The sequence below is a fragment of the Actibacterium sp. MT2.3-13A genome (assembly GCF_018139985.1).
Taxonomy (GTDB): Bacteria; Pseudomonadota; Alphaproteobacteria; order Rhodobacterales; family Rhodobacteraceae; genus JAGSOU01.
Genome location: NZ_JAGSOU010000004.1, coordinates 128,401 through 154,462, shown reverse-complemented (window position 1 = coordinate 154,462; position 26,062 = coordinate 128,401). Strand labels below are relative to the sequence as shown.

Genomic DNA, 26,062 nt, shown 5'->3' with positions numbered 1-26,062 from the left:
CATTTAAGGGCGCGCCCGCTGCGGGCGTGCCCCAAGAACGAAAGAGCAGATATGCCAAATCGCAATAATCCCCTTCTCGCCGTCCTGATCGACGCTGACAACATTCCCGCCCGCTATGCCGAGGTGATCCTCAAGGAAATCACCTCCTTCGGCGAGCCGGCGCTGCGCCGCGTCTACGGCGACTGGTCCTCCGGCCGCCTCGCGCCCTGGGCGGCCAAGGTGCTGGACCTCGGTCTCGTGGCACATCAGGAAACCGCCAACACCAAGGGCAAGAACGCCTCCGACATCGGTCTCGTCATCGACGCGATGGATATTCTGCACTCCGGCCGGTTCGACGGTTTCGTGCTGGTGTCGTCGGACAGCGATTTCACCCGTCTGGCCAGCCGCATCCGCGAACAGGGCCTCGACGTGATCGGCATCGGCGAGGCCAAGGCGCCGGTCTCCCTGCGCAATGTCTGCAACCGCTTCGTGATGATCGAGAACCTGATCGAAGAGGCGCCCGAGCCGCAGCAGAAGGGCAAGCCGGTCGAAGCGCCCTCCCGCAGATCGCCGCTGGAGGCGGTGGACCTGATTCTGCGCGCGATGGACAAGATCGACCAGGAGGACGAGTGGTACTCGCTGGGCCAGGTGGGCCAGTTCATCACCGCCGACAATCCCGATTTCGACACCCGGACCTACGGCAAGCGCAAGCTCAGCGACCTGGTGAAGGAACTCAAGCGGTTCGAGACCCGGCACCTGGGCAACCAGCTGCAGCTGCGCCGGGTCGATTAGGCCCCGTAACGGGCCATGAACATGGCGACGGCGCCGGCGATCACGCGCTCCACCTCCTCGTCGGTGAAGCCGTGGCTCACGCCAAAGACCATGCGCGGGTGCAGATCGGCCTTGCACAGCTCGGCGAACTGGTCGGCGGCGAGGTGCAGATCGTCGATCGCCAGATCGCCGCGCGCCACCGCCTCGCCGAGAAAGGCCGCAAGCTCGGCGCGCACATGCGCCGGGCCGGAATTGTAGAACTCGCGCCCCAGCTCGGGAAAGCGTGCGCTCTCGGCCACGCAGATGCGGAACACCCGCTGCGAGAAATCCGACAGCAGGAAACGCAGCAGGTGGCGCGCGGCGGCCTCCAGCACCACCTCGACCGGCGCCGCGCGGTCGATCTCGTCCATGGCGTCCCGAGATTGCTGGTCGCATTCCTGCTTGACCACCTCCATGAACAGCAGCCGCTTGTCGGCGAAATAGCTGTAGAGCGTGGCCTTGGAGACCCCCGCCGCGCGTGCGATGTCGTCGACGCTGGCGCCCTCGAACCCGTCGCGCAGGAAGACGGCCCGCGCCCCCTCCAGCACCTGCGCGAATTTTCGCCCCTTCTTGATCCCGGATGTCTCGATGCTCATGGCGTCCCCTTGTTGAGGATTAACATTAAACCAGCCGGTTCAGTTCTTGCAATATCGCCCGGCTGCGGCATTCTCGGGATTGCGCGGCAAACCGCAGGAGATAATTTAGAGCTATTCTAAAAAGGAGCTTCCGATGATTCCCGGCTTTTCCCAGCGCCGCCGATTCGCCGACCTGTCCGAGCAGGAGATCCTCGCGCTGGCCATCTCCTCGGAAGAGGACGACGCCCGCATCTACCGCAGCTATGCCGAACAGCTGCGCGCCGAATTTCCCGACAGCGCCCGCATCTTCGACGACATGGCCGCAGAGGAAGACGAGCACCGCCGCCGCCTCATTGATCGCCACAAGGCGCGCTTCGGCGAGGTGATCCCGCTGATCCGGCGCGAGCATGTCTCGGGCTTCTACGCCCGCCGCCCGGTCTGGCTGGTGCAGAATCTCGGGCTCGAGCGCATCCGTGAGGAAGCGGAAATGATGGAACGCGATGCGCAGGGCTTCTACGAGAAGGCCGCGGCGCAGAGCCAGGACGCCGAGACCCGCAAGTTGCTCGGCGATCTCGCCGCGGCCGAGGCCGGCCACGGCCAGGAGGCCGAGCGCCTGACCGGCGCGCATCTCGGCGAGGACGCCAGGGACCGCGAAGAGCGCACCGCGCACCGCCAGTTCGTGCTGACCTGGGTGCAGCCGGGCCTGGCGGGGCTGATGGACGGCTCGGTCTCGACGCTGGCGCCGATCTTCGCCACGGCTTTCGCGACGCAGAATACCTGGACGACCTTCCTCGTGGGGCTCGCCGCCTCGGTCGGCGCGGGCATCTCGATGGGCTTCACCGAGGCCGCCTCGGACGACGGCGCGATCTCGGGGCGCGGCTCGCCCGTGAAACGCGGCATCGCGGCGGGCGTGATGACCGCCGTCGGGGGGCTGGGCCATGCCTTGCCCTATCTGATCCCGCATTTCTGGACGGCGACCGTCATCGCCATGATCGTGGTTTTCGTCGAACTCTGGGCGATCGCCTGGATTCAGAAGAAATACATGGAAACGCCCTTCCTGCGCGCGGCCTTCCAGGTCGTGATGGGCGGGGCGCTGGTCTTCGGCGCGGGCGTGCTGATCGGCAGCGGCTAGCGCCGTGGGCAGGTCGGGCAGGGGCGCCGCCCCCGCCGCGCTGTGCGCGGCTCCCCCGGGATATTTCGGGCCAGAAGAAGGGGCTGCTCCGAAGCGGCGCCCGCTTCTTCCGGCCCGGAAATATCCTCGGGGGTGAATTGCCCCGGGCCCGTCCCGGGGCAAGAGGGGGCAGACGGCCCCCTGTGAGGCCTCCGTCATTCGCCCGCTTACCGGCAATTGACGGCCGCCGCGGGCGTGCTACCAAGGGCCGATGCTGGCGATCTTCTTGCAGACCCTGCCCTTTTTCGCGTTGATCGGCCTGGGATACTGGGCCGGCCGCAGCGGCTTTTTCAGCGCCGAGGCCACGGCCTACCTGACGAAATTCGTCTTCTACTTCGCGCTTTCGGCGATGCTGTTCCGCTTTTCCGCCAATCTCAGCCTGGCCGAGGTGCTGGACTGGTCCTTCGTCGCCGCCTACCTGTGGGGCACGGCCACGATCTATCTCGTGGCCACCGGCGTCGCGCTGCTGCGCCGGCTCAGCGTCGAGGAGGCCGCGGTCGAGGCGCAATGCGCGGTGATCGGAAACGTGGGGTTCCTCGGCGTGCCGATGCTGGCGATGCTGCTGGGCGAGGCGGCGGTCGGGCCGGTGATGATCGTGCTGGCGGTGGATCTGATCGTGTTCGGCAGCCTGATCGTGATCCTGATCACCGGGGCGCGGGACGGGCGGATGTCGCTGGCCATCCTGCGCACCGTGGGCCTTGGGCTGCTGAAGAACCCGATGATCGTGTCGATCGTCCTGGGACTGGGCTGGTCGGCGCTGCGCCTGCCCATCCCCACGCCGATGAACGACTTCCTGTCGATCCTCGGCGCGGCGGCCACGCCGGGCGCGCTGTTTGCCATCGGCGCCTCGCTGGCGACGAAATCGGCCGAGCGGATGCAGGTCGCGGGCTGGCTGTCCTTCTCCAAGCTGGTGCTGCACCCGGCCGCGGTGACCTTCTCGGCGCTGGTCCTTTTCCATGTCGAACCCTACGCCGCCAGCGTCATGATCGCCGCCGCCTCGCTGCCGGTGGCGGGCAATGTCTACATGCTGGCGCAGCATTACGGGGTCGCGCCGCACCGGGTCTCGGCGGCGATCCTGATCTCGACCGCGGCCAGCATCGTGACGGTTTCGGCAGTGATCGCCTGGGTATCGCAATCCTGAGCCTTGCCCGGCGCGCGCCCCCGCGCTAGGCCAAGGAAAAGGGGAGCGCGATCATGGAAACGATTTCGGAAAACCGGTGTTTCGGCGGGGTGCAGGGGGTCTATTCCCACGCCTCCGACATCCTGGGCTGCGAGATGACCTTCGGCCTGTTCCTGCCGGCGGAGGCGGAGGACGGCCCGGTTCCCGTGCTGTGGTATCTCTCGGGCCTGACCTGCACCCATGAAAACGCCATGACCAAGGCCGGCGCGCAGGCCTGGGCGGCCGATCACGGCATCGCGCTGGTCTTTCCCGACACCTCGCCGCGCGGGGCTGGCGTGGCCGATGACGCGGCCTATGACCTCGGCCAGGGCGCGGGCTTCTACGTCAACGCCAGCGAGGCGCCCTGGGCCGCGCATTACCGCATGTGGGACTACATCGCAGAGGAGTTGCCGCGCCTCCTGCTGCACAACATGCCCATCGAGGAGGAGCGTCAGTCGATCACTGGCCATTCCATGGGCGGGCACGGCGCGCTGACGCTGGCGATGACCTATCCCGGCCGCTTCGCCAGTGTTTCGGCCTTCGCGCCGATCGCCCATCCCACACAGTCGGACTGGGGCCGCAAGCAGTTCGCCGCCTATCTCGGCGACGATCAGGCCGCCTGGGCGCGCCACGACGCCACGCTCCTGATGCGCGAGAGGGGCTTCGGCGGGCCCGTCCTGATCGACCAGGGCGGAAGCGACCAGTTCCTCGAACTGCTCAAGCCCGAGGCGCTGGCCGAGGCGATGACCGCGCGCCGGCAGGAGGGCGCCTTCCGCATCCAGAAAGGCTATGACCACAGCTATTTCTTCGTCTCCAGCTTCATGGCCGACCACCTCGATTTCCACGCCGAGGCGCTGTTCGCGTGACCCGGATCTTCGTCGATGCCGATGCCTGCCCGGTGAAGGACGAGGTCGAGCGCGTCGCCCAGCGCCACGGCGTGAAGACCCTCATGGTCGCCAATGGCGGGCTGCGCCCCTCGCCCCACCCGCTGGTCGAGATGGTCTATGTGCCCGAAGGGCCGGATGCCGCCGACAAGTGGATCGCCGAACGCGCCGGGCCCGGCGACGTGGTGGTCACATCCGACATCCCTCTGGCCGCCAGATGCGTGGAGACCGGCGCCCGCGTGCTCAGCCCCAAGGGCGAGGGCTTCACCCCGGCCAATATCGGCAACCTGCTGGCCACGCGCGACCTGATGGCCGATCTGCGCGCCGCCGATCCGTTCCGGCAGGGCGGCGGGCGGCCGTTTTCCAGGGCAGATCGCTCCCGTTTCCTCGACGCGCTCGACCGCACGCTGCGCGCCGCCGCCCGCGACCGCGCCCCCGATTAGGGCCCGCCCCCTTCTTCTTGGCGCAAATACTCCCGCCGGAGGCGCGAAAAATCGTCTTGCGCCGCAGGCGCGCGATTTGAAAACCCGCCGCCGCCCGGCTAGCCTGCCCGCACCTCGACCGAAGGAGCCCCCAAGTGTCCCCCCAAGCCGTGATCTTCGACATCGGCAACGTGCTGATCGGATGGCACCCCGAACGCTTCTACGACCGCGTGATCGGCGAGGCCCGCCGCCGCGCCCTGTTCGATGCCGTCGATCTGCACGACATGAACCTGCGCGTCGATCTGGGCGCGGATTTCACCCGCACGATTTACGACACCGCCGAACAGCACCCCGCCTTCCGCGACGAGATCCGCATGTGGCACGACCGCTGGCTCGATCTCGCCCAGCCGCTGATCCCGCAGTCGCTGCACCTGATGCGCGCGCTGCAGGACAAGGGAACGCCCGTCTTCGCCCTGACCAATTTCGGCGTCGGCAGTTTCGAACTGGCCGCGGCCCACTACCCCTTCCTGCGCGATTTCGACCGCAGCTATGTCTCGGGCCATCTCAAGCTCATCAAGCCCGACCCGCGCATCTACGAACTGGTCGAGGCCGATTGCGGCCTGCCGGCCGAGAGCCTGCTGTTCACCGACGACCGTCCCGACAACATCGCCGCGGCCGCCGCGCGCGGCTGGCAGACTCATCTGTTCGAGAGCCCCGAGGACTGGGCCGCGCGGCTGGTCGCGGCCGGCCTGCTGAGCGCCGAGGAGGCCCGCCATGAGCCCTGAGTTCATCCCCTTCGATGCCGCCGAGCCGCTGCTGTCCTGGGACGGGCTGACGCAGGCGCTGGCCGCGGGTCACAGCCTGCCCCGCGCCGGGATCGGCGACACCTTTCTTTACCGCGATCCCGACACGCTGCTGTCGCGCTCGGCCTGGATTGACGGGATGGGGATCGCGGTCAAGACGGCCACGATCTTTCCCGGCAATCCGGCCCATGACAAACCCTCCGTCAATGGCGGGGTGAGCCTGTTTTCGGATGCCGACGGCACATTGGAGGCGATTGTCGATTTCCACCTGGTGACCAAGTGGAAGACCGCCGGCGACAGCCTGCTGGCGGCGAAGCGCCTCGCCCGGCCGGATGCCGGGACCATCCTGATCGTGGGTGCGGGTACGGTGGCGCATTCCCTCTATCAGGCCTATGCCAGCGCCTTTCCCAAGGCGCGGTTCCAGGTCTGGAACCGCTCGTCCGAGGGCGCGGCGCGGATGGCGGCGGCCTTCCCCGACGTGACGCCGGTGGAGGATCTGGAACAGGCGGTGCGAGGCGCCGATATCGTGACCTCGGCCACCATGAGCGCCCAGCCCCTGATCCGGGGCGCGTGGCTGCGCCCGGGCCAGCATATCGACCTGATCGGCGCCTACCGCCCCGACATGCGCGAGGCCGACGACGCCGCGCTCTCCCGCGCGCGGATTTTCGTCGACAGCCGCGACACCACGCTCGACCATATCGGGGAGCTGAAAATTCCCCTGGAGAACGGCGCGATCCGCCGCGAGGACGTGATCGCCGACTACTACGACCTGCCCGCGGGCCGCTTCGCGCGGCAAAGCGACGAAGAGATCACGCTGTTCAAGAACGGCGGCGGCGCGCATCTCGACCTGATGACCAGCCGCTACATCCTCGCGGTGTGGCGGGCGCGATGACCTGGGCCGCCCTGCTCCTGGCCGCTCTGGCCGCCTACGCGGTTGCCGGATGGCTGCGCCGTCCGATGGACGCAAGCGCGCGAGAAGGCGCGCCCGGGCAGTTCGCAACGCTGTCGCAGGGCGTGACCCACTACCGCTGGGACGGCCCCGCGCGGGGGCCGGTGGCGGTCTGCGTGCATGGCCTGGCGTCGGCCTCCTATGTCTGGGAGGCGGTGGTCAGGGCGCTGACCATGATGGGCTTCCGGGTGCTGCGCTACGATCTTTACGGGCGCGGCCTGTCGGACCGGCCGGCGGGGCGGCAGGACGCCGAATTCTTCCTGCGCCAGCTGCGCGATCTCCTGGAGGATCAGGGGCTGGCGGGCGATCTGACGCTGCTGGGCTATTCCATGGGCGGCGGCATCGCCACCTGTTTTGCGGCCGACGAGCCGCACCGGGTGGACCGGCTGATCCTGCTCGCCCCCGCCGGGCTGGGCCATGACCCCGCCCTGTTGCACCGGCTGGCCCGGTCCGTGCCGCTCTTCGGCGACTGGCTTATGCAGGTGCTGGGCGGCTGGCAGATCCGGCGCGACGCGCGGCGGGCGGGACGCCTGCCCGTGGCGGTGGAGGGCATCGCCAGGATGCAGATGAACGAGGTCCGGTTCCGCGGCTTCCTGCCCGCGGTGCTGTCCAGCCTGCGCTACATGCTGGCCGCCGATCTCAGCTCCCAGCACCGGGTCATCGCCGAGGCCGGAATCCCCGTTCTGGCGGTCTGGGGCGACGCCGATCCGGCGATCCCGCTGAGCGGGCTGGGGCGGCTCTCCGAGATCAACCGCGCCGCCCGGCAGGTGCAGGTGAAGGGCGCCACCCACGCGCTGCCCTACACCCATCCGCGCGAGATCCACGCCGCGATCCAGGAGTTCCTGCGCGCGGTCTGACGGCGCCCGACCGCGGCAGGCACGCCATAGGATCGGCATATGACCTCCGGTCGGGGGGTCGCTTGGGCTCAGACCGCCGCCGCCGGTCCCGCCAGTCGTCGCTCGCGCACCGGCAGATGCACGATGGCCGAGAACGCGCCGACGCCCACGCCGACCCACCACACCAGCGTGTAATCGCCGTAGATGTCGTAAAGCCGCCCGCCCAGCCAGACGCCCAGGAAACTGCCCAGCTGGTGCGAGAAGAACACGATCCCGTAAAGCGTGCCCATGTAGCGCAGCCCGTAGATATGCGCGACGAGCCCCGAGGTCAGCGGCACGGTCGCCAGCCACAGCGCCCCCATCACCGCGGAGAAGACGATCACGCTGGCCGGCGTCACCGGCAGCAGGATGAAGGCCCCCGCGGCCAGCGTCCGGCCCAGGTAGATCGCGGCCAGCAGATATCTGCGCGAGAACCGCTTGCCCAGCCAGGCGGCATAGAGCGTGCCGGCGATATTGGCGAGCCCGATGAGCGAGATCGACAGCGCCCCCAGCGCCGAGGTCGTGGTCACCCCGATCGCGGCCAGCGTCCCCGACGGGTCGATCGCGCCGCACATCTCGGTCACGAAGGCGGGGAAATGCGCGGTGATGAAGGCCAGTTGATAGCCGCAGGAGAAAAACCCCAGGAAGATCAGCGTGTAGGAGGGATCGCGGAAGGCCGCGCGCAGCGCCTGGCCCATGCTCTGCTCCAGCTCGGCGCGGGTGGCGGGCTGCGGCGCGCGCAGCATCGGCAGCGCCAGCAGCGTGGCCACGATCACCCCGGCGAAGATCAGGAACACGTTCTGCCAGCTCATCAGGCTCAGCATCCACTCGGCCAGCGGCGCGCCGAAGACCTGTCCCGCGGACCCGGCGGCGGTGGCGATTCCCAGCGCGAGGGAGCGGTTCTCGTCGCTCGCCGCGCGCCCCACCACGGCGAGGATCACGCCGAAGCCGGTGCCGGCGATGCCGAAGCCCACGAGGATCTCCAGCAGCTGGTGCGCCCCGGGCGTCACCGCGAAGGAGGACAGAACCAGCCCCGCCGCGTAGGTCAGCGCGCCCAGCACGATGGCGCGGCGGTCCCCGAAACGCTCGGCCAGCGCGCCGAACAGCGGCTGTCCGATCCCCCAGGCGAGGTTCTGGATGGCGATGGCGAGGCTGAACTCGGCCCTGGGCCAGCCGAATTCCCCAGCGATGGGGATCTGGAATACCCCGAAACTGGCGCGCACGGCGAAGCTGAGCATGATGATCACGCAGCCGCCGATCAGGACGGGGGTGAACAGGGGCGCGCGGGCGTCTTGCATCGGGGTCTCCTTGAAAGCCGCGCGAGACTCTGCGACATCGGCGCGCAGGTCAAATCAAAATTCGCGATGCCGCGCCTTCCCTTTCCTATCCTCTGGCGCGGCGTAAGGGGGGCCGATGTACGAGACGTTGCGCGAAATCTACGCCCGCAGGGTCGCCTCGGGCGCGCTGCATGCCGATCCCGGCCAGATGGCCGTGCTGGAACCGTTGGAGCGCGTGCGCCGTGCGCTGGAGGAGGCCGGGGCCGGCCAGCGCGGCTTCGCCCTCTTCCGCCGCAAGCGCGCGCCGGCGCGCGGCCTCTACCTGTGGGGCGGGGTCGGGCGCGGCAAGTCGATGCTGATGGACCTGTTCTTCGACCACGTCGCGATTCCGGGAAAGCGCCGGGTGCATTTCCACGCCTTCCTGCAGGAGGTGCACGAGGCGCTGCACGCCGCGCGGCAAAAGGGCGAGCCGGATCCGCTGCGCCCGGTGGCCGAGGCGCTGTCGAAGGAGATCAGCCTGCTGTGCTTCGACGAGATGCAGATCACCGACATCACCGACGCGATGCTGGTGGGGCGGCTGTTCGAGATGATGTTCGGGAACGGTGTGACGGTGGTGACCACCTCCAACCGGGTGCCGGACGACCTTTACAAGGACGGGCTGCAGCGCGAGCGCTTCCTGCCCTTCATCGCGCTCATCAAGGCGCGGCTTGAGGTGCATCACCTCGCCTCGCCCAACGACTATCGCCAGAACCGGCTGTCGGGAGCGGAGGTCTATTTCTGCCCGGCCGATGCGGCGGCGGCCGCGGCGATGGACGAGATCTGGCGCGACTTCACCGGCGGTGCGGGCGAGGCGCTGGTGCTGAAGGTGAAGGGGCGCGAGCTGCGGTTGCCGCGCTTTCGCGCGGGCGTCGCGCGGGCCACGTTCTGGGATCTCTGCGCCCAGCCCCTGGGCCCGGCGGACTACCTGGCGCTGGCCGAAGCGGTGCGGGTCCTGATCCTGGAGGACATCCCGCGCCTCGGGCGCAGCAATTTCAACGAGGCCAGGCGCTTCGTCACGCTGATCGACGCGCTCTACGAGGCGAAGGTCCGGCTGATCTGCTCGGCCGCGGCGCAGCCGGAGATGCTCTATGTCGAGGGCACGGGCGCCTTCGAGTTCGAGCGCACCGCGAGCCGCCTGCGCGAGATGCAGGACAAGGACTGGGGCCGGTGAGACCTGCGGGCGCCTCGCTGCCTTCTTCTTGGTCCAAATACTCCGGGGTTTGGGGCGGAGCCCCAAGGTGCGCGGCGGTCAGCCGTTCTCGCGCAGCACGTTTCCGGCGAGGTAGAGCGAGCCGCAAATCAGGATGCGGGCATTGGGGGCGGCGGCGGTGATCTTTTCGACCGCCTCATGCACGGTGTCCGCGGTGGTGGCGGGCAGGCCCGCGGCCTGAGCCGCCTCTGCCGTGGTTTCGGCGGGCAGCGTGTTGGCCTCGCCGGGGATGGAGACGGCGGTTAGCGTCTGCGCGGCGGCGGCCAGAGGGCGCAGGTAGCCCGCGATGTCCTTGGTGTTGAGCATGCCGCAGATCAGGTGCAGCGGGCGCGGGGAGAGGCGGGTGAGCGCCTCGGCCAGCGCTGCGCCCGCCGCCGGGTTGTGGCCGCCGTCGAGCCAGAGTTCGGCCGTCCCGGCGGCCTCGACCAGCGGGCCGTGGCGCAGGCGTTGCAGGCGGGCGGGCCATTGCGCCCGGGTGACGGCGGCCTCGCAGGCGGTCTCGCCGTAACCGAGCGCGCGCAGGGCGGCGAGCGCCGCGCCGGCGTTCTGCACCTGGTGGGCGCCGATGAGGTTGGGCAGCGGCAGGTCCAGAAGGCCGGTTTCGTCCTGGAAGATCAGCCGTCCGCGTTCTTCCCAGACATGCCAGTGCTGGCCGTGGACAAGCAGGGGCGCGCCGAGGCGGGCGGCGTGGGCCTCGATCACCGCCAGGCCCGCCTCCTCTTGCGGGCCGACCACGCAGGGCACGCCGCGCTTGAGGATCCCCGCCTTCTCGCCCGCGATTTCCTCCAGCGTCTCGCCGAGGAATTGCTGGTGGTCGATGGAGACCGGCGTGATGATCGTCAGCGCCGGCGTGTCGATCACGTTGGTGGCGTCGAGCCGGCCGCCGAGGCCGACCTCGAGCAGGGTGTAATCGGCGGGCGTGCGCGAAAAGGCCAGCAGCGCCGCGACGGTGGTGATCTCGAAATAGGTGATCGGATGTCCGTCATTGGCGGCGTAGCAGTCGTCGAGGACCGCGCTCAGCGCGTCCTCGGAGATCAGTTCACCCGCCAGACGGATGCGTTCGTGGAAGCGCGCGAGATGCGGCGAGGTGTAGGCGTGGACGGTCTTGCCGGCGGCCTCGAGCCCCGCGCGGATCATCGCCTGGGTCGAGCCCTTGCCGTTGGTGCCGGCGATGTGGATGACCGGGGGCAGGGCGCGCTCGGGGTGGCCGAGGGCGGCCAGAAGGCACCAGACGCGGTCGAGCGTCAGGTCGATCACCTTGGGGTGCAGCGCCATCATCCGTTGCAGGATGACGTCCGAGGCGGGCGCGGTCATTCCGCGGGTTTCTCCTTGGCCGGTTTCTTCTTGCCGGCGGGCTCGGGTTGGGGCGCGGGCAGGTCGCCCTTCACCGCGGGCGGCAGGCCCAGCAGCATGCGGGTGATGGTGATCAACTCCTCCCGCATCTCGGTGCGCGGCGTCACCCGGTCGAGCATGCCGTGGTCGAGCAGATATTCCGCGCGCTGGAAGCCCTCGGGCAGTTTTTCGCGGATGGTCTGTTCGATCACGCGGGGACCGGCGAAGCAGATCAGGGCGTTGGGCTCGGCGATATGCACGTCGCCCAGCATGGCGTAGGAGGCGGTCACGCCGCCGGTCGTGGGGTGGGTGAGCACCACGATATAGGGAAGGCCGGCCTCTTTCAGCATCTCCACGGCGACGGTGGTGCGGGGCATCTGCATCAGCGACAGGATGCCCTCCTGCATGCGCGCGCCGCCGGCGGCGGAGAACAGGATCAGCGGGCGGCCGAGCTTCACCGCGCGTTCGGCCGCGGCGATGATGGCGTTGCCGACATACATGCCCATCGAGCCGCCCATGAACGAGAAATCCTGTGCCGCCGCCACGATGGGGGTGCGGCCGATCTCGCCCTCGGCGACCAGCATCGCCTCTTTCTCGCCGGTCGATTTCTGTGCCGCCTTCATGCGGTCGGGGTATTTCTTCTGGTCGCGGAAATGCAGCGGGTCGGCCACCGGCTCGGGCACCTTGACCTCGGTGAACACGCCGCCGTCGAACAGCGCCGCGAACCGCTCGCGCGGGGTGATCGCCATGTGGTGGCCGCATTGGGTGCAGACCATCAGGTTGTCGGACAGCTCGCGGTGGAACAGCATCGTGCCGCAGTCATCGCATTTGCGCCACAGGTTCTCGGGCACGTCGCGGCGCGAAAACAGCGAGTCGATCTTCGGTTTGACGTAGTTGGTGATCCAGTTCATCGGAATATGCCCATCGCAGCCTGTTGCGGCCCGAGATAAGGGCCGGAGGCCGCAAATGCAATCGAATGCACGCTAGCGGGTGAGAACCGCCCGCAGCAGCCGCCAGATCACGAACAGCATCCCGAGGTCGAGCGCCAACCCCAGCGGCAGCAGGCTGGCGTCGCCCACGCCGTAGGGCGTGAGGTAGAGCGCGAGCCCGGTGATCGTGCCCTGCACCGACAGCACCAGCATGGCGAAGACGTTGTTGGCGAAATGCAGCCCCATCGCCGCGCCGAGCGATCCGGTGCGCTCGGTCAGGTCGGCGGCGATCAGAGCGAAGCCCAGCGTGGCGGCGAGGATCAGCCACAGGTTCATCCCCGCCTGCGGGTTGTAGTGCAGCGCGGCGAAGATCAGCGCCGGCAGGCCCATCCAGACCCAGCGCGCGGCGAAACGCGCGGCGAGCTGTTGTTGCAGGTAGCCGCGGAAGACCAGTTCCTCGGCGGTGGTCTGCAGCAGCACCAGCGGCAGCGCCAGCGGCAGCCAGCCGAACCATTGGCCGAGCGGCAGGTTGGGCATCGGCGGCGCGATCAGCCAGCCTGCGGCGAGCGCCAGCGCATAGAGCGGCGCGAGCACCGCCACCGTCAGGAAAAAGCCGCGCAGGGTCTCGCCCGCCGGGCCGAACAGCGTGCCGGGGCCGCGGAAATGGCAGGCCCCCGCGGCCAGCACCGGCCCCAGCGCCATGCCGAAGAACGTGCCCAGCAGAAACAGCACCTTGCCCGGCGTGTCGGGTTGGCTCAGCCCGCGCACCCAGCCGAAATAGTTGAGCGGTCCGATCACCGGGTAGATCGCCACCAGCATGATCGCGAAGGTGCCCAGCAGGCAGAACAGGATCAGCAGCAGCCCGAGGCCGAGCCGCCAGAGCTGGGGGTAGAGTTTCGCGGGGCCGATATAGGCGGCGAATTCCGGGGCGCGCATGGGGGCTCCTGTGGCTGGTCGGGGGGAGGCTAGCGCCTGGGCGGGCGCGCGTCCATGCCGGCGGCAATCAGACCCTCAGGGCGACCCGCGCGGCCAGCCAGCTCACCCCCAGCATGGCCAGTTCCACCGCCAGTTGCGGGCGCAGCGCCGCCGCCGCGATGTCATGCGGGTAGAGATAGAGCGACAGCCCCGAGACCGGGCCGGGCAGCGACACGATCAGGATCGCCAGCGCGTTGTTGGCGAAATGCAGTCCGATGGCCGCGCCCAGGCTGCCGGTGCGCGCGGTCAGGTCGGCCGCGCACAGGCTGAAGGCGGCAGCCCAGAGCGCCATGCCGAGGGCGTTCGCGCCGGCCTCGCCGGGCGCGTAATGCCCCCAGGCGAAGACCAGCGCCGGCAGGCCCATCCAGACCAGAGGCGCGGCGAAGCGCGCGGCGAGCTGCTGTTGCAGGTAGCCGCGAAAGAGCATCTCCTCGGCCGAGGTCTGCACCAGGATCGCGGGCAGCGCCAGCGGCAGCAGCCCCAGCCAGCGCCGCGGCTCCAGATTGGGAAGCAGCGCGTCGCCGCCGGGCAGCGCGACCCACAGCGCCGCGTAGAGCAGCGCCAGCGCCCGCACCGTCAGTGCGAAATCGCGCAGCGCGCGCGGCAGCGGCCCGATCAACCCGAGCGCCGCACGGCGGTGCAGCTGATGCGTCACCGCCACCGTGCCGACGATCGAAAAGGCGAAGGAATAGAGCAGCAGCAGCGACTCGCGCGTGGTCACGGTGCTGCGGAAGATGCCGTCGAAGGCCGAGACCGCCGCCGCCTCGCCCATGACCAGCACGGCCAGCGCGAGGCTGGCGTAGATCAGGCCGAGGTGGGCCGCCGAGATCAGGGCATATCCCAGCACCACCCGCCACAGCGCGCGGCTGGCGCGGGCGGGGGCCACCAGTCCGTCATGGGGGGCGTATCGCATCGGCGGCGTCCTTCGCCGCAAGCCTAGACCGCCCCGGCGCGGGCATCAATCGCGCTTGTGCAGCAGGCCGCCCGCGTCTATTCCCAAGGGAAGCCAAGACCCGGAGGAGACCCCATGACCCAGCGCCCGTACGACAAGTCCCGACTTCCCAGCCGCCATGTGACCGAGGGGCCGGCCCGCGCGCCGCACCGCTCCTATTACTACGCCATGGGACTCAGCGACGAGGAGGTTGCGCAGCCCTTCGTCGGCGTGGCCACCTGCTGGAACGAGGCGGCGCCGTGCAACATCGCGCTGAACCGCCAGGCCCAGGCCGTGAAGCTGGGCGTCAAGGTCGCCCGCGGCACCCCGCGCGAGTTCACCACCATCACCGTGACCGACGGTATCGCCATGGGCCACGAGGGGATGCGCAGCTCGCTCGCCTCGCGCGAGGCGATCGCCGACACGGTGGAGCTGACCATGCGCGGCCATTGCTATGACGCGCTGGTCGGCCTTGCCGGCTGCGACAAGTCGCTGCCGGGCATGATGATGGCGATGATCCGGCTGAACGTGCCGTCGGTCTTCATCTATGGCGGGTCGATCCTGCCGGGCCGGCTGGACGGCCGCGACCTGACCGTTCAGGACGTGTTCGAGGCCGTGGGCCAGAACCAGGCCGGCAATCTGAGCGAAGAGCAACTCTATCGCCTGGAACATGCCGCCTGCCCCTCGGCCGGCGCCTGCGGCGGCCAGTTCACCGCCAACACCATGGCCTGCGTGTCCGAGGCGATCGGTCTCGCGCTGCCGAACTCCTCGGGTGCGCCCGCGCCTTACGAGAGCCGCGACCAGTATGCCGAGGCCTCGGGCGTGGCGGTGATGAACCTGATCGAGAAGAACATCCGCGCCCGCGACATCGTTACCCGCAAGGCGCTGGAAAACGCCGCCCGCGTGGTGGCCTGCACTGGCGGCTCGACCAATGCCGGCCTGCACCTGCCGGCGATGGCGCATGAGGCGGGGATCGACTTCGACCTGTTCGACGTCTGCGACATCTTCCGCGACACGCCCTATTTCGTCGATCTCAAGCCCGGCGGCCAATATGTCGCCAAGGACCTTTACGAGGCTGGCGGCGTGCCGGTAGTGATGAAAGAGCTGCGCAAGGCCGGCCTGATCCACGAGGATTGCCTGACCGTCACCGGCCGCACCATCGGCGAGGAGATCGACCTTGTGGAGCGCGAGGCCGACGGCCGCGTGATCTACCCGGCCGAGACCCCGATTACCGCCACCGGCGGCGTGGTGGGCCTGAAGGGCAACCTCGCCCCCGAGGGCGCGATCGTCAAGGTCGCCGGCATGGACAAGGAATCCCAGGTGTTCACCGGCCCGGCGCGCGTCTTCGAATGCGAGGAGGACGCCTTCGCCGCCGTGCAGAAGCGCGACTACAAGGAAGGCGAGGTGATCGTCATCCGCAACGAGGGCCCCGCCGGCGGCCCCGGCATGCGCGAGATGCTGGCCACCACCGCCGCCCTGTCCGGCCAGGGCATGGGCAAGAAGGTGGCGCTGATCACCGACGGCCGCTTCTCGGGCGCGACGCGCGGGTTCTGCGTGGGCCATGTCGGCCCCGAGGCCGCGCATGGCGGTCCGATCGCGCTGCTCAAGGATGGCGACATGATCACCATCGACGCGATCAAGGGCGAGATCTCGGTCGCGCTGAGCGACGAGGAAATGGCCGCGCGCAAGGCCGCCTGGACCGGCCCCAAGGAGACGATCTACGCCTCCGGCGCGCTGTGGAAATACGCGCAGCTCGTGGGCTCGACCGTCAAGGGGGCGGTGACGCATCCGGGCGGAAGCAAAGAGAAGCATGTCTACATGGATCTCTAGGCCGGTCCGGGCCGGGGCCTGCGCCCTGGCCCTGCTGGCAGGCTGCATGCAGGGCGCGGGACCGGGTGGCTTCAGCTACCCGCACAACGCGCCGCAGCGGCTGAGCGTGGCGGGCGGCACGGTCGTGGTGGCGGGGCCGGAGGGCTATTGCATCGACCGGCCCGCCTCGCGCGATTCCGATGCCACGGCCTTCGTTCTGCTGGCGGGCTGCGCGGCGGTGACGCGCAAGCCCTACGCGCCGCGCCCGCGCGTGCCGGCGCTGTTGACCGCCTCGGTCACCGGCGATGTGCCGGCGGGGCGCGGGCTGGCCGGGCAGGCGGCGCGGATGAAGGGCTTCTTCGCCTCGGCCGAGGGGCGCGCGGCGCTGGCCCGCGACGGCCGCGCCGAGAGCGTCGAGATCATCGAGATGTTCGCCCGCGACGGCGCGTTCTTCATCCATGCCCGCGACAGCAGCGCGGGGACCGGCCCGGGGCTGGGGCCGGAATACTGGCGCGCCATCTTCGAGGTGAACGGGCGGATGGTGACCGCCTCGGTCGCGGCCTTCGCCAACCGGCCGATCAGCGACGACGCGGGCCAGGCGACGCTGGGCCTGTTCGTGGCGCGCATCCGCGCCGAGAGCGCGGCCGCCCTCGCTGCGGCATCCGCCGCCGCGCCGCCGGTGGCGCGCCAGCTGCGTCCCCAGCCGCGGCCGGGGACTGCGTGAATCCGAGGGTGAAATCCCGAGACATTTGTTCTAATCCTGAGACCAGGTGTTGAGGCAGGCCCGGTCGGGGCCACTGGGGCAGGCAGAATGGCAAAGGCGTTGGATTCGCTCATCGACCGCTTGGCGCAGCGCCGGGGCGTGCGGCGCTGGCGTCGTGCCGCCGAGGCGGCGTCCGAGATCGACCTCGCCGCGCTGCGCCGGCTGCGCGGCCACGCGCGCCGCCTGCGCCGGCAGATCGACCGGGTGATCCATGTCGCCGACGGGCGGCTGACGCTGCCGCTGATCGGCCCGAACGCGATCCAGAAGCCGCTGGGCTCGGACTGGGCCTATCGCCCGCAACCCTGGCGCGGCCCGCTGGAGCGGCCCGGCGCGGCGGCGGTGGAGAGCAAGACCGGGATCGGCGACGAGGTGACGGTGTTCCACGACTGCCGCGTCTCGGAGATCACTCTGCGCCAGATCCGCAACACCCGCGAGGCGGATCTCGCCCCCTTCGGGCTGCGGATGGACGTGTTCCGCTTCGACGGCTCCTTCCTGTCGCTGGCCATCGACCTGCCGGAGGAGGCGGTGCGCGGCTTGCAGCGGCGCCACCTGGTGCGGCTGCACACCATCGTGGAGATGGAGAAGCCGCTGGAGATCTTCGCCCGGCTGAACATCCGCCACGGCCCCAACGTGGAGCAGGTGGTGCGCGAGCTGCCGCTGGAGGCGGAGGAGGTGATCGTCGATTTCGACCTCGCCTATACCAAACTCAACGAGAAGCGGGTCGAGAAGATGTGGCTGGACCTGATCTTCGAGGGGCCGGAAATGAACCAGGTCATCCTGCGCGACGTGGCGTTGAGCCGCCGGCCGCGTGCGGAACTGTGACGGAGAGGCGGATGGGCGACATGGTGCTGACGAAGGCCAGGATTCGGGCCGGGGTGTGGGAAGGGGTCCTGACGGGCGCGCCCGAGGGGCCCGCACCGCGGCTGGAGGTGTTGCATCAGGACGCGCCGGTCGAGGGCGTGCGGCTGAGCGCCGACCCGTCCGCGCCGGGCCGGTTCCGGGTCGCGGTGCCGATCCCGGCGGAACTGCTGAGCGACGGGGTGCAGACCTTCGTGTTCCGCGACGCGGCGCGCGGCGCGCGGCTGGGCAGTTTCACCATCGTCACCGGCGAGCCTCTGGAAGAGGACATCCGCGCCGAGGTCGATCTGCTGCGCGCCGAGCTCGACCTGCTGAAGAAGGCCTTCCGCCGGCATTGCCTGGAGACGATGTAGCGCCCCTGCCCGACGGTCGCGCGCGTGACGCGGGCGGGAATTGAGTATTTTTGCCAAGAAGAAGGGGGCGGGGCGGACGCGAATGACGCGGCGTTCGGCGTGACAGCGGCGCGGGCGGGCGGCATCGTCGCCGCCAGGGAGGACGCCATGACCGAATATCCGCACCTGCTGGCCCCGCTGGACCTGGGCTTCACCACGCTGAGGAACCGGGTGCTGATGGGCTCCATGCATACCGGGCTGGAGGAGAGGGGCGACTGGAACCGGGTGGCCGAGTTCTATGCCGCGCGGGCGCGCGGCGGCGTCGGGCTGATGGTGACCGGCGGCATGGCGCCGAACCGCGAGGGTGGCGTGTTTCCCGGCGCGGCAGGGCTGTTTTCGGATCAGGATATCGCCAATCACCGCGGTGTGACCGACCGGGTGCATGACGCGGGCGGCAGGATCGCGATGCAGATCCTGCATGCGGGCCGCTATGCCTATGGGCCCGATTGCGTGGCGCCCTCGGCGGTGAAATCGCCGATCTCGCCCTTCGTGCCGAACGCGCTGGACGAGGCGGGGATCGAGAAGCAGATCGGCGATATCGTCACGGCCGCCGTGCGGGCGCGCGCGGCGGGCTATGACGGGGTCGAGGTGATGGGCTCGGAAGGCTATTTCCTGAACCAGTTCCTGGTGACCCATACCAACCGGCGCACCGACCGCTGGGGCGGCTCCTATGAGAACCGCATGCGCCTGCCGATCGAGGTGGTGCGGCGGGTGCGCGCTGCGGTTGGCGACGATTTCATCCTGATCTATCGCCTCAGCATGATTGACCTGGTGCCCGATGGCTCCACCTGGGAGGAGGTGGTGCGGCTGGCGAGGGAAATCGAGAAGGCGGGCGCCACGATCCTCAATACCGGGATCGGCTGGCACGAGGCGCGGGTGCCGACGATCGCCACCTCGGTGCCGCGGCGGGCCTTCGCCTGGGTGACGCGGAAGCTGATGGGCGAGGTGGGGGTCCCGGTGATCGCCTCCAACCGGATCAACAGCCCGGAGGTGGCGGAGGGCGTGCTGGCCGAGGGCTGTGCCGACATGGTGTCGATGGCGCGGCCTTTCCTCGCCGATCCGGACTTTGTGCGGAAGGCGGCCGAGGGGCGCGCAGACGAGATCGCGCCCTGCATCGCCTGCAACCAGGCCTGCCTGGACCACACCTTCAGCGGCAAGATCAGCACCTGCCTGGTGAACCCGCGCGCCTGCTACGAGACCGAGCTGGTGATCGCGCCCGCCGGGGTGGCCAAGACCGTGGCCGTGGTGGGCGCGGGGCCGGCGGGGCTGTCGGCGGCGCTGACCGCGGCGGAACGGGGGCACAGGGTGACGCTGTTTGACAAGGCGGGCGCGCTGGGCGGGCAGCTGAACATGGCCAAGAAGGTGCCGGGCAAGGAGGAGTTCCGCGGGCTGGTGGACTGGTTCGCCACCATGGTCGCGCGTGCAGGAATAGACCTGCGGCTGGGCTGCGAGGCCGGAGTGAAGGACCTGAAGGATTTCGACGAGGTGATCGTTGCCACGGGCGTGGTGCCGCGCGATCCGGGCATCCCGGGACAGGACGCGCCGAACGTGATCAGTTATGTCGACCTGCTGGCGGGCGGCGCGCGGGCCGGGCGGCGCGTGGCCGTGGTGGGCGCGGGCGGCATCGGATTCGACGTGGCGGAATATCTGGTCACCGGCGCGAGTCCGGCCGAGGATCTGGCGGCGTGGAAGGCAGAATGGGGCGTGTCCGACCCGGAGCGGGACCGCGGCGGGCTGGCGTCCGGCGGCCCGCACACGGAGCCCGCGTTGCGCGAGGTGACGCTGTTGCAGCGCAAGGCGGAAAAGCCCGGCAAGCGGCTGGGCAAGACCACCGGCTGGATTCATCGCGCGGCGCTGAAGATGAAGGGCGTGAAGATGCTGAGCGGCGTGAACTACGAGCGAATCACGCCCGAGGGGCTGGAGATCAGTTTTGGCGAGGCGCGGGAGAATCCGGCGCTGATTGCGGCGGATACGATCGTGCTTTGTGCCGGGCAGCTGCCGCAGCGGGGGCTGGCCGACGGGCTGGCCGCCGAGGGCATCGCGGCGCATGTGATCGGCGGGGCCGAAAAGGCCGCGGAACTGGACGCGAAGCGGGCGATCGAGCAGGGAACGCGGCTGGCGGCGAAGCTTTGACGCAGGGTTAAGGGCGTTTCCGTGCCCCGAACACTTCGCGCAATTATCCCGATATTGTCCGCGTGCCTCCGCATTCCTGCCCGATTTCGGGCGGATACCTGACCGCAAGAGACAAGTGCGGGAAGGTATCGAGATGGATCGATTGACCGAAATGGAAGCGTTCGCCACGGTGGTGGACCAGGGGGGCTTTACTGATGCGGCCAAGAAAATGGGCATTTCCAAGTCTGCCGTGTCAAAGCATGTGTCGTCCCTCGAGGCGCGCCTCGGCGCGCGGCTTCTGAACCGGACGACCCGCCGCGTCAGCCCGACGGAGATCGGGCTGGCCTATTACGACCGCGCCCGGCGCGTGCTGAACGATGCCGGAGAGGCGGATGCGCTGGTCACCGCCATGCAATCGGCGCCCTCGGGGCTGCTGAGGATCAGCGTCGCCACGGATTTCGGGGTGAACCACCTGTCGCCGCTGCTGGGCGAGTTCCTTCAGCAATATCCCGACATCACGGTGAACATGGTGCTGAACAACCGCTATGTGGAACTGATCTCGGAAGGGTTCGATATGGCGATTCGCGTGGGCGAGCTGGAGGACAGCACCCTGCGCGCGCGCAAGCTGACCGAGACCACCAAGCGGATGATCGGCGCACCCTCCTATTTCGAGAAATACGGCCATCCGCAGAAGATCGACGACCTGAACGAGCACAAGCTGCTGCATTATTCCAACCAGGCCAGCGGCAACGTGTGGAAGATCACCGCGCCCTCGGGCGAGAAACGGCAGGTCCGCACCGCGGGCTGGCTGACGGTGAACGACGGCCAGTCGCTGCTGAACGCCGCGGTCGCGGGGCTGGGCATCGCCTATCTGCCGAGCTTCCTCTACCGCGACGCGATGAAGACGGGGCTGGTCGAAGAGGCGATCCCGGATCTGCCGGTGGAGACGCTGGGCATCTACGCCGTCTATCCGCCGGGCCGGTTCACGCAGCCCAAGGTCCGGGCGTTCATCGATTTCCTGGCCGACCGCTTCGCGGGACAGGATCCCGACAGCTGGTAGGCGAAACCGATTTCTCCCTGAAGGTGCACTTTACTGGGTCGAGGTGAGGATCACCTCGACCCTTCTGTTTTTTTCGCGCCCGTCGACGGTCAGGTTGCTGGCCAGCGGCGAGAGATAGCCCACCCCCTCGGCGCCGATCTGGGAGCGATCCGCGTCCAGGCTGCCGACCAGGTAATCGGCCACCGCCTGGGCGCGGCGCTTCGACAGCGCGATATTGCCCGCCAGCGCACCCTCGGAATCGGTGTGGCCGACCAGAACGACCCGGCGCGCGGGGTTGTCGCGCAGATAGGCGGCCAGCGCCTCAAGAGAGGCGAACTCGGTCGCGGCCAGTTCGGCCGAGCCTGTGGCGAAGCGCAGATCGCCCAGCACGGCGCGGCCCTTCGTCTCCAGACGGTCGGCCAGCTTCGGGGTGCCCTCGGGCGCCGCCGCGGCATCCGGCGTCTTGGTCGAGGCGGTCTGGCCGGGCGCAGCGATTTCGGCGGCCGGGCCCACATGCACGACCTGCACATAGCCGCGCGTCGAGGAGCGGCTGACCAGCAGGGACACATATTCCGGCGCCCCGGCGCCGGTCTTGCGCGCGGCGAGATAGCGGAAATCGCCCAGGTTCACATGCATGTCCGGCTCCGGCAGCACGTCCGCTGCATAACGGAAATCGAACCCGCCGCAGGTGTCGTCCTCGCATTCGAAGAGCGGCTCGAACCCCTCCTCGGCGAGTTGCCCGCGCAGCGGCCTGAGGATCTGAAGCGTGGTCAGCCCGTCGGTCTGGATCTGCCAGGCCTGCTGCACCACGGCGCCCTCGGCGGTCAGGGTCTCGAGATTGCCGTCGCGCCAGGGGGCGACGGGAAGGGTATAGCTGGACAGCGGCGCGATCTCTTCCGCGGCCTGGGTCGCGAGGCCGGGGAAGTCCAACTCCATCGCCGGGGCCGCCAGCGGGGCCAGGCCCGTGGCCGCCAGTATGAGCGTGCGCAGTTTCATCTGAACGCGCCGTGATAATCGTCGTTCGGAACCATCCCGGTGGCCGAGGCCACGCGGTTGGTCATGTTGAAGAACCCGGCGACCGAGGCGATGTCCCAGATGTCGCGGTCGGTGAAGCCCACCGCCCGCAAGCCTTCGCGGTCGGCCTCCTCGATGGTGGCCGAGGCGGTGGTCAACTTGGCGGCGAAATCCAGCATCGCCCTCTGCCGCGGGTCCAGATCGGCGGCGCGGTAGTTCATCACCATCGCCTCGCCCAGTTTCGGATCGCCCGACAGCTGGCGCACGGCGGCGCCGTGGGCGACCTGACAATACCAGCAGCGGTTGAGGGAGGACACGACCACGGCGATCATCTCGCGCTCCAGTTTGCTCAGCCCGCTGGCGGCCAGCATCAGGTCGTTATACATAGCGGTAAAGGCGTTCAGCTTGGCGATGTCGAAGGCATAGGCCCTGAGCACATTGGGCACCATGCCCAGCTTTTCCTCGCAGATGTCGAAATATTTCCGGGTCTCCGCCGGAAGCGGATCGACCATAGGCAGGTCCAGCGCGGTGGGTCTTTCGGCGTCTTTCGTCAACTGCTCTGACCTCTCGGGGCCCTTTTCATTCTGTAATGATAGTGTCCCACAACAGCCATTCCGAGGGAAGCATAGAGCGCGCGGGCCGGTGCGTTGGCTTCGGTCACCAGAACGGCCAGGGTCTCGGCCCCCTGATCTTGTGCCCAGATCGCGGCCCGCCGCATCATGTTGCAGGCGGTTTTTTGCCGGCGCTGACGTTGCGTCACCTCGACCGCATGACAGAACGCGATCTTCCCGTGGATGGCGACGAAGGCGACGCCGGCGGCGCGGTCGTTGGAGCGGCCCAGAACGGCGGTCTTGGGGCCGACGGCCCGCTCCATCACCGCGCGGCGGGCCGGGCCGATGCCGCCCTCCTCCCACAGTTCCTCCATAATGGCCAGCGGCGGCCAGATCGTGAAGGTCGAGATCGGCGGCGGCGCCTCGCGGGCGATCACGGCCGCCGGCGCGGCATAGGCCAGGACCGGGTCCACGATATCGTAACCCGCCGCCTCCAGCAGGGCGTCGAGCGCGGTTTCACCGTCGCGGATCATCACCAGCGGGTCCTGGCCCAGATCGGCGGCGGCGCGTTCCAGCGCGGGCAGGTCGCCGACGGTGACGGGGCCTTCGGCGGTGGCGGCCGAGACGCGCTTGCCGCCGCCGCGCCCCTCGCGGAGCGTCCAGGGGCCGGCGCGGTGCTGCGCGGCCGGCGGCCAGGTCGCCTCGATCGCCGCGTAGAGGGTCTCAGACGTCATCCGCCGACCTCGGGGAAGAGCGCTGCCAGCCGCGCCATGGCGCGGTCAATCTGGCCGGCGTCGATGCCCCGGATGACGATATTCGCGCCGTAGCTGCCCTCATGCGCGAAGGGGTAGGACCCGATGGAGAGCTCGGGGTAGTCCTTGGCCAGCTCGCCCAGGGGGCCCGCGATCTCGCCCTCGCCGCGGTTGATGCGCAGGGTCTGGCTGAGCACCGGGTCGCCCCCCGTAAGCGTCGGGATGACCGAGGCCACCATCGCCTGGAACACGTTGGGCACGCCCGCCATGACGTGGACATTGCCGATGGTGAAGCCCGGCGCGGCGGTGATCGGGTTGTCGATCAGCGTGGCGCCGTCGGGGATGCGCGCCATGCGTTGGCGCGCCTCGTTGAATACGGCGCCCGAGGCGGCGTAATGCTCGGCCAGGATGTCGTAGGCGTCCTGGCGGATGTCGATATGCACGCCGAAGGCCGCGGCGATCGCGTCGGCGGTGATGTCGTCATGGGTGGGGCCGATGCCGCCCGAGGTGAAGACGTTGTCATAGGCCTCGCGCAGGGCGTTCAGCCCGGCGACGATGGCGGGCTGGTGATCCGAGACCACGCGGATTTCCCTCAGCCCGATGCCGTGCTTTGTCAGCTCGCGGGCGAGGAAATTGGAATTGGTGTCATGCGTGCGCCCCGACAGGATCTCGTCGCCGATCACCAGCATGGCGGCGGTTGGATTGGCCATGGTCCTCTCCTTGTCACTCCCCTTGAGCCGGTATAGGCCCGGGACATGCGCTTTCAAACCCCTCTCGTGCCTGCGCGGCTGCTGCGCCGCTACAAACGTTTTCTCGCCGACATGCGGCTGGAGGACGGGCGCGAGGTGACGGCGCATTGCGCCAATCCCGGCTCGATGCTGGGGCTGGCCGAGCCGGGGGTCAAGACCTGGCTGGAGCCCAACGACGACCCCAGGAAGAAGTTGAAATACGGCTGGCGGCTGGTCGATCACGAGAACGGCCATTTCACCGGGGTCGATACCTCTGTGCCGAACCGCGCGCTGAAGGCGGCGCTGGAGGCGCGGCAGGTGCCCGCGCTGGCCGGCTACGGCACGGTGCGGCCGGAGGTAAGATACGGGGTCAACAGCCGGATCGACTTCCTGCTCAGCGAAGAGGGCGCGCCCACGGCGTACGTCGAGGTCAAAAGCGTGACGCTGAGCCGGCAGCCGGGGCTGGCCGAATTCCCCGACAGCGTGACCGCGCGCGGGGCCAAGCATCTGGCGGCGCTGTCGGAGATGGCCGCGCAGGGCCACCGCGCGGTGATGCTGTTCCTGGTGCAGCGCACGGATGCCGCGCGGGTCGGCGTCGCCGGGGACATCGACCCGGCCTATGCGCGCGCCTTCGACGCCGCCCGCGCCGCCGGGGTGGAGGTGCTGGCGCATGGCACGACGATCGGCCCCGAGGGCGTTGCGCTGGGCGCAGAGCTGCCCGTCATCTAGCCACCTCTGGCATTTCCGGCAGATCGGGACTATCTACGAGCCGGAAAGCAATGGAGAAACCACCAGTGGATGATGGCGCACGCGGCCGCCTGACGAAGGACGGCATCCGGATTTACGAACAGGCGGATTTCGCCGGCATGCACAAGGCCGGGCGGCTGGCCGCGCATATCCTGGACGAGATCGCCCCCATGGTGGAGCCGGGCCGCAGCACCGCCGAGCTCGACGCCGAGATCACCCGAATGGTGGAGGAGGCCGGCGCCACCTCGGCCACGATCGGCTATCGCGGCTACCAGCATGCCTCCTGCATCTCGGTCAACCATGTGGTCTGCCACGGCATCCCCGGCGACAAGCGGCTCAAGGACGGCGACATTCTGAACATCGACGTCACCGTGATCGTCGATGGCTGGTATGGCGACACCTCGCGCATGTATGTGGCGGGGAAACTCAGCCGCAAGGCCGAGCGGCTGATCCAGGTCACCCATGACGCGCTGTTCAAGGGGATCGAGGCGGTCCGGCCCGGCAACACCTTCGGCGATATCGGCTATGCCATCCAATCCTATGTCGAGGCCCACCGCATGAGCGTGGTGCGCGATTTCTGCGGCCACGGGCTGGGGCGCGTGTTTCACGCCCCGCCCAACGTGCTGCACTACGGCCGCCCCGGCACCGGCCCGGTGCTGGAGGAGGGCATGTTCTTCACCATCGAGCCGATGGTGAACCTCGGCCGCCCCGAGACCAAGGTGCTGGCCGACGACTGGACCGCGGTAACCCGCGACAAGTCGCTGAGCGCCCAATTCGAGCATTCGATCGGGGTGACGGCGGACGGTTGCGACATCTTCACCCTGTCGCCGGCGGGCCGGTTCCACCCCACCTGGGGCTGAGCGGGAACCTCCGCCCGCCGCCTTTCCCGGTCGAAACCGGGGCCCCCTCGCCGCGCGCCGCAGGAAATCCGCGTCTGCCGGCGCGAATGTTTTGCAGAAAACGCGGCAATGGCCTAT

At 69.0% G+C, this 26,062-nt stretch carries 27 protein-coding genes; 17 read left to right on the top strand and 10 right to left on the bottom strand.

Annotated elements, in window-relative coordinates; translation table 11 throughout:
* Positions 1-51 precede the first annotated feature (51 nt).
* Positions 52-771 (top strand): NYN domain-containing protein, encoded by a 720-nt coding sequence (locus KCI33_RS05755; protein ID WP_212523808.1) that lies wholly within the window; start codon positions 52-54, stop codon positions 769-771.
* Here KCI33_RS05755 and KCI33_RS05750 read toward each other — a convergent pair.
* Positions 768-1,385 carry a TetR/AcrR family transcriptional regulator gene (locus tag KCI33_RS05750; protein WP_212523807.1) on the bottom strand — a complete coding sequence of 206 codons (618 nt, stop codon included), beginning with the start codon at positions 1,383-1,385 and terminating at the stop codon, positions 768-770. The genes KCI33_RS05755 and KCI33_RS05750 overlap by 4 nt on opposite strands.
* A 133-nt stretch (positions 1,386-1,518) precedes the next feature.
* Between KCI33_RS05750 and mbfA the strand changes: the two genes are divergently transcribed.
* The 7 genes from mbfA to KCI33_RS05715 all read left to right on the top strand — a co-directional run bounded on the left by mbfA (position 1,519) and on the right by KCI33_RS05715 (position 7,609).
* Positions 1,519-2,496 (top strand): iron exporter MbfA, encoded by a 978-nt coding sequence (gene mbfA, locus KCI33_RS05745; protein ID WP_212523806.1) that lies wholly within the window; start codon positions 1,519-1,521, stop codon positions 2,494-2,496.
* A 250-nt stretch (positions 2,497-2,746) separates the two neighbouring features.
* Positions 2,747-3,676, top strand: coding sequence for an AEC family transporter (locus KCI33_RS05740; protein ID WP_212523805.1), 930 nt, complete (start codon positions 2,747-2,749; stop codon positions 3,674-3,676).
* Positions 3,677-3,729: 53 nt separating this feature from the next.
* Positions 3,730-4,560 carry an S-formylglutathione hydrolase gene (fghA, locus tag KCI33_RS05735; protein WP_212523804.1) on the top strand — a complete coding sequence of 277 codons (831 nt, stop codon included), beginning with the start codon at positions 3,730-3,732 and terminating at the stop codon, positions 4,558-4,560.
* The gene (locus tag KCI33_RS05730) at positions 4,557-5,021 is read left to right on the top strand and encodes a YaiI/YqxD family protein (protein ID WP_212523803.1); all 465 of its coding nucleotides are present in this window, start codon (positions 4,557-4,559) and stop codon (positions 5,019-5,021) included. Before fghA ends, KCI33_RS05730 begins: the two co-directional genes overlap by 4 nt.
* A gap of 134 nt (positions 5,022-5,155) precedes the next feature.
* On the top strand, positions 5,156-5,785 hold the full coding sequence (locus tag KCI33_RS05725) for an HAD family phosphatase (RefSeq protein ID WP_212523802.1): 630 nt from the start codon (positions 5,156-5,158) through the stop codon (positions 5,783-5,785).
* Positions 5,775-6,695 carry an ornithine cyclodeaminase gene (locus KCI33_RS05720; protein WP_212523801.1) on the top strand — a complete coding sequence of 307 codons (921 nt, stop codon included), beginning with the start codon at positions 5,775-5,777 and terminating at the stop codon, positions 6,693-6,695. Before KCI33_RS05725 ends, KCI33_RS05720 begins: the two co-directional genes overlap by 11 nt.
* Positions 6,692-7,609 (top strand): alpha/beta hydrolase, encoded by a 918-nt coding sequence (locus KCI33_RS05715; protein ID WP_212523800.1) that lies wholly within the window; start codon positions 6,692-6,694, stop codon positions 7,607-7,609. Before KCI33_RS05720 ends, KCI33_RS05715 begins: the two co-directional genes overlap by 4 nt.
* 68 nt (positions 7,610-7,677) lie before the next feature.
* Here KCI33_RS05715 and KCI33_RS05710 read toward each other — a convergent pair whose 3' ends face one another.
* Entirely contained in the window at positions 7,678-8,925 is a 1,248-nt protein-coding gene (locus KCI33_RS05710; RefSeq protein ID WP_212523799.1) for an MFS transporter, read from the bottom strand.
* Positions 8,926-9,040: 115 nt separating this feature from the next.
* Here KCI33_RS05710 and zapE point away from each other — a divergent pair, with 115 nt between their 5' ends.
* Positions 9,041-10,114 (top strand): cell division protein ZapE, encoded by a 1,074-nt coding sequence (zapE, locus tag KCI33_RS05705; RefSeq protein ID WP_212523798.1) that lies wholly within the window; start codon positions 9,041-9,043, stop codon positions 10,112-10,114.
* A 78-nt stretch (positions 10,115-10,192) separates the two neighbouring features.
* On the opposite strand, the gene KCI33_RS05700 is transcribed toward zapE, so the two are convergent.
* The 4 genes from KCI33_RS05700 to KCI33_RS05685 all read right to left on the bottom strand — a co-directional run bounded on the left by KCI33_RS05700 (position 10,193) and on the right by KCI33_RS05685 (position 14,302).
* On the bottom strand, positions 10,193-11,467 hold the full coding sequence (locus KCI33_RS05700; RefSeq protein ID WP_212523797.1) for a folylpolyglutamate synthase/dihydrofolate synthase family protein: 1,275 nt from the start codon (positions 11,465-11,467) through the stop codon (positions 10,193-10,195).
* Positions 11,464-12,396, bottom strand: coding sequence for an acetyl-CoA carboxylase, carboxyltransferase subunit beta (gene accD / locus KCI33_RS05695; protein ID WP_212523796.1), 933 nt, complete (start codon positions 12,394-12,396; stop codon positions 11,464-11,466). Before accD ends, KCI33_RS05700 begins: the two co-directional genes overlap by 4 nt.
* A 72-nt stretch (positions 12,397-12,468) precedes the next feature.
* A complete protein-coding gene (locus KCI33_RS05690) occupies positions 12,469-13,350 on the bottom strand; it encodes a CPBP family intramembrane glutamic endopeptidase (RefSeq protein ID WP_212523795.1) in 882 nt (293 codons plus the stop codon).
* Between the two features lie 67 nt (positions 13,351-13,417).
* Positions 13,418-14,302: a CPBP family intramembrane glutamic endopeptidase gene (locus tag KCI33_RS05685; protein ID WP_212523794.1), complete on the bottom strand. Its 885-nt coding sequence runs from the start codon at positions 14,300-14,302 to the stop codon at positions 13,418-13,420.
* A gap of 114 nt (positions 14,303-14,416) precedes the next feature.
* Here KCI33_RS05685 and ilvD point away from each other — a divergent pair, with 114 nt between their 5' ends.
* The 6 genes from ilvD (at position 14,417) to KCI33_RS05655 (ending at position 21,314) form a co-directional block, all read left to right on the top strand.
* The gene (ilvD, locus tag KCI33_RS05680; protein WP_212523793.1) at positions 14,417-16,150 is read left to right on the top strand and encodes a dihydroxy-acid dehydratase; all 1,734 of its coding nucleotides are present in this window, start codon (positions 14,417-14,419) and stop codon (positions 16,148-16,150) included.
* Positions 16,131-16,853 (top strand): hypothetical protein, encoded by a 723-nt coding sequence (locus KCI33_RS05675; protein WP_212523792.1) that lies wholly within the window; start codon positions 16,131-16,133, stop codon positions 16,851-16,853. Before ilvD ends, KCI33_RS05675 begins: the two co-directional genes overlap by 20 nt.
* Positions 16,854-16,940: 87 nt before the next feature.
* Positions 16,941-17,714 carry a DUF6478 family protein gene (locus KCI33_RS05670; RefSeq protein WP_212523791.1) on the top strand — a complete coding sequence of 258 codons (774 nt, stop codon included), beginning with the start codon at positions 16,941-16,943 and terminating at the stop codon, positions 17,712-17,714.
* Positions 17,715-17,725: 11 nt separating this feature from the next.
* The gene (locus tag KCI33_RS05665; RefSeq protein WP_212523790.1) at positions 17,726-18,103 is read left to right on the top strand and encodes a hypothetical protein; all 378 of its coding nucleotides are present in this window, start codon (positions 17,726-17,728) and stop codon (positions 18,101-18,103) included.
* 147 nt (positions 18,104-18,250) lie between these two features.
* On the top strand, positions 18,251-20,275 hold the full coding sequence (locus KCI33_RS05660) for an NADPH-dependent 2,4-dienoyl-CoA reductase (protein ID WP_212523789.1): 2,025 nt from the start codon (positions 18,251-18,253) through the stop codon (positions 20,273-20,275).
* Positions 20,276-20,408: 133 nt separating this feature from the next.
* Positions 20,409-21,314 (top strand): LysR family transcriptional regulator, encoded by a 906-nt coding sequence (locus KCI33_RS05655; RefSeq protein ID WP_212523788.1) that lies wholly within the window; start codon positions 20,409-20,411, stop codon positions 21,312-21,314.
* A 30-nt stretch (positions 21,315-21,344) separates the two neighbouring features.
* Here the strand turns inward: KCI33_RS05655 and KCI33_RS05650 are convergent, their stop codons facing one another.
* Genes KCI33_RS05650 through KCI33_RS05635 form a run of 4 tightly spaced genes read right to left on the bottom strand, consistent with a single transcriptional unit; the run spans position 21,345 to position 24,320 of the window.
* Positions 21,345-22,289 (bottom strand): OmpA family protein, encoded by a 945-nt coding sequence (locus KCI33_RS05650; RefSeq protein ID WP_212523787.1) that lies wholly within the window; start codon positions 22,287-22,289, stop codon positions 21,345-21,347.
* Positions 22,286-22,861: a peroxidase-related enzyme gene (locus KCI33_RS05645; RefSeq protein WP_249138924.1), complete on the bottom strand. Its 576-nt coding sequence runs from the start codon at positions 22,859-22,861 to the stop codon at positions 22,286-22,288. Before KCI33_RS05645 ends, KCI33_RS05650 begins: the two co-directional genes overlap by 4 nt.
* Positions 22,858-23,592, bottom strand: coding sequence for a GNAT family N-acetyltransferase (locus KCI33_RS05640; RefSeq protein ID WP_212523786.1), 735 nt, complete (start codon positions 23,590-23,592; stop codon positions 22,858-22,860). Before KCI33_RS05640 ends, KCI33_RS05645 begins: the two co-directional genes overlap by 4 nt.
* Entirely contained in the window at positions 23,589-24,320 is a 732-nt protein-coding gene (locus KCI33_RS05635) for a molybdopterin-binding protein (RefSeq protein WP_212523785.1), read from the bottom strand. Before KCI33_RS05635 ends, KCI33_RS05640 begins: the two co-directional genes overlap by 4 nt.
* Before the next feature lie 45 nt (positions 24,321-24,365).
* On the opposite strand from KCI33_RS05635, the gene sfsA reads away from it, so the two are divergent.
* On the top strand, positions 24,366-25,067 hold the full coding sequence (sfsA, locus tag KCI33_RS05630) for a DNA/RNA nuclease SfsA (protein WP_212523784.1): 702 nt from the start codon (positions 24,366-24,368) through the stop codon (positions 25,065-25,067).
* A gap of 65 nt (positions 25,068-25,132) precedes the next feature.
* Entirely contained in the window at positions 25,133-25,945 is an 813-nt protein-coding gene (gene map, locus KCI33_RS05625) for a type I methionyl aminopeptidase (RefSeq protein ID WP_349252182.1), read from the top strand.
* Positions 25,946-26,062 lie beyond the last annotated feature (117 nt).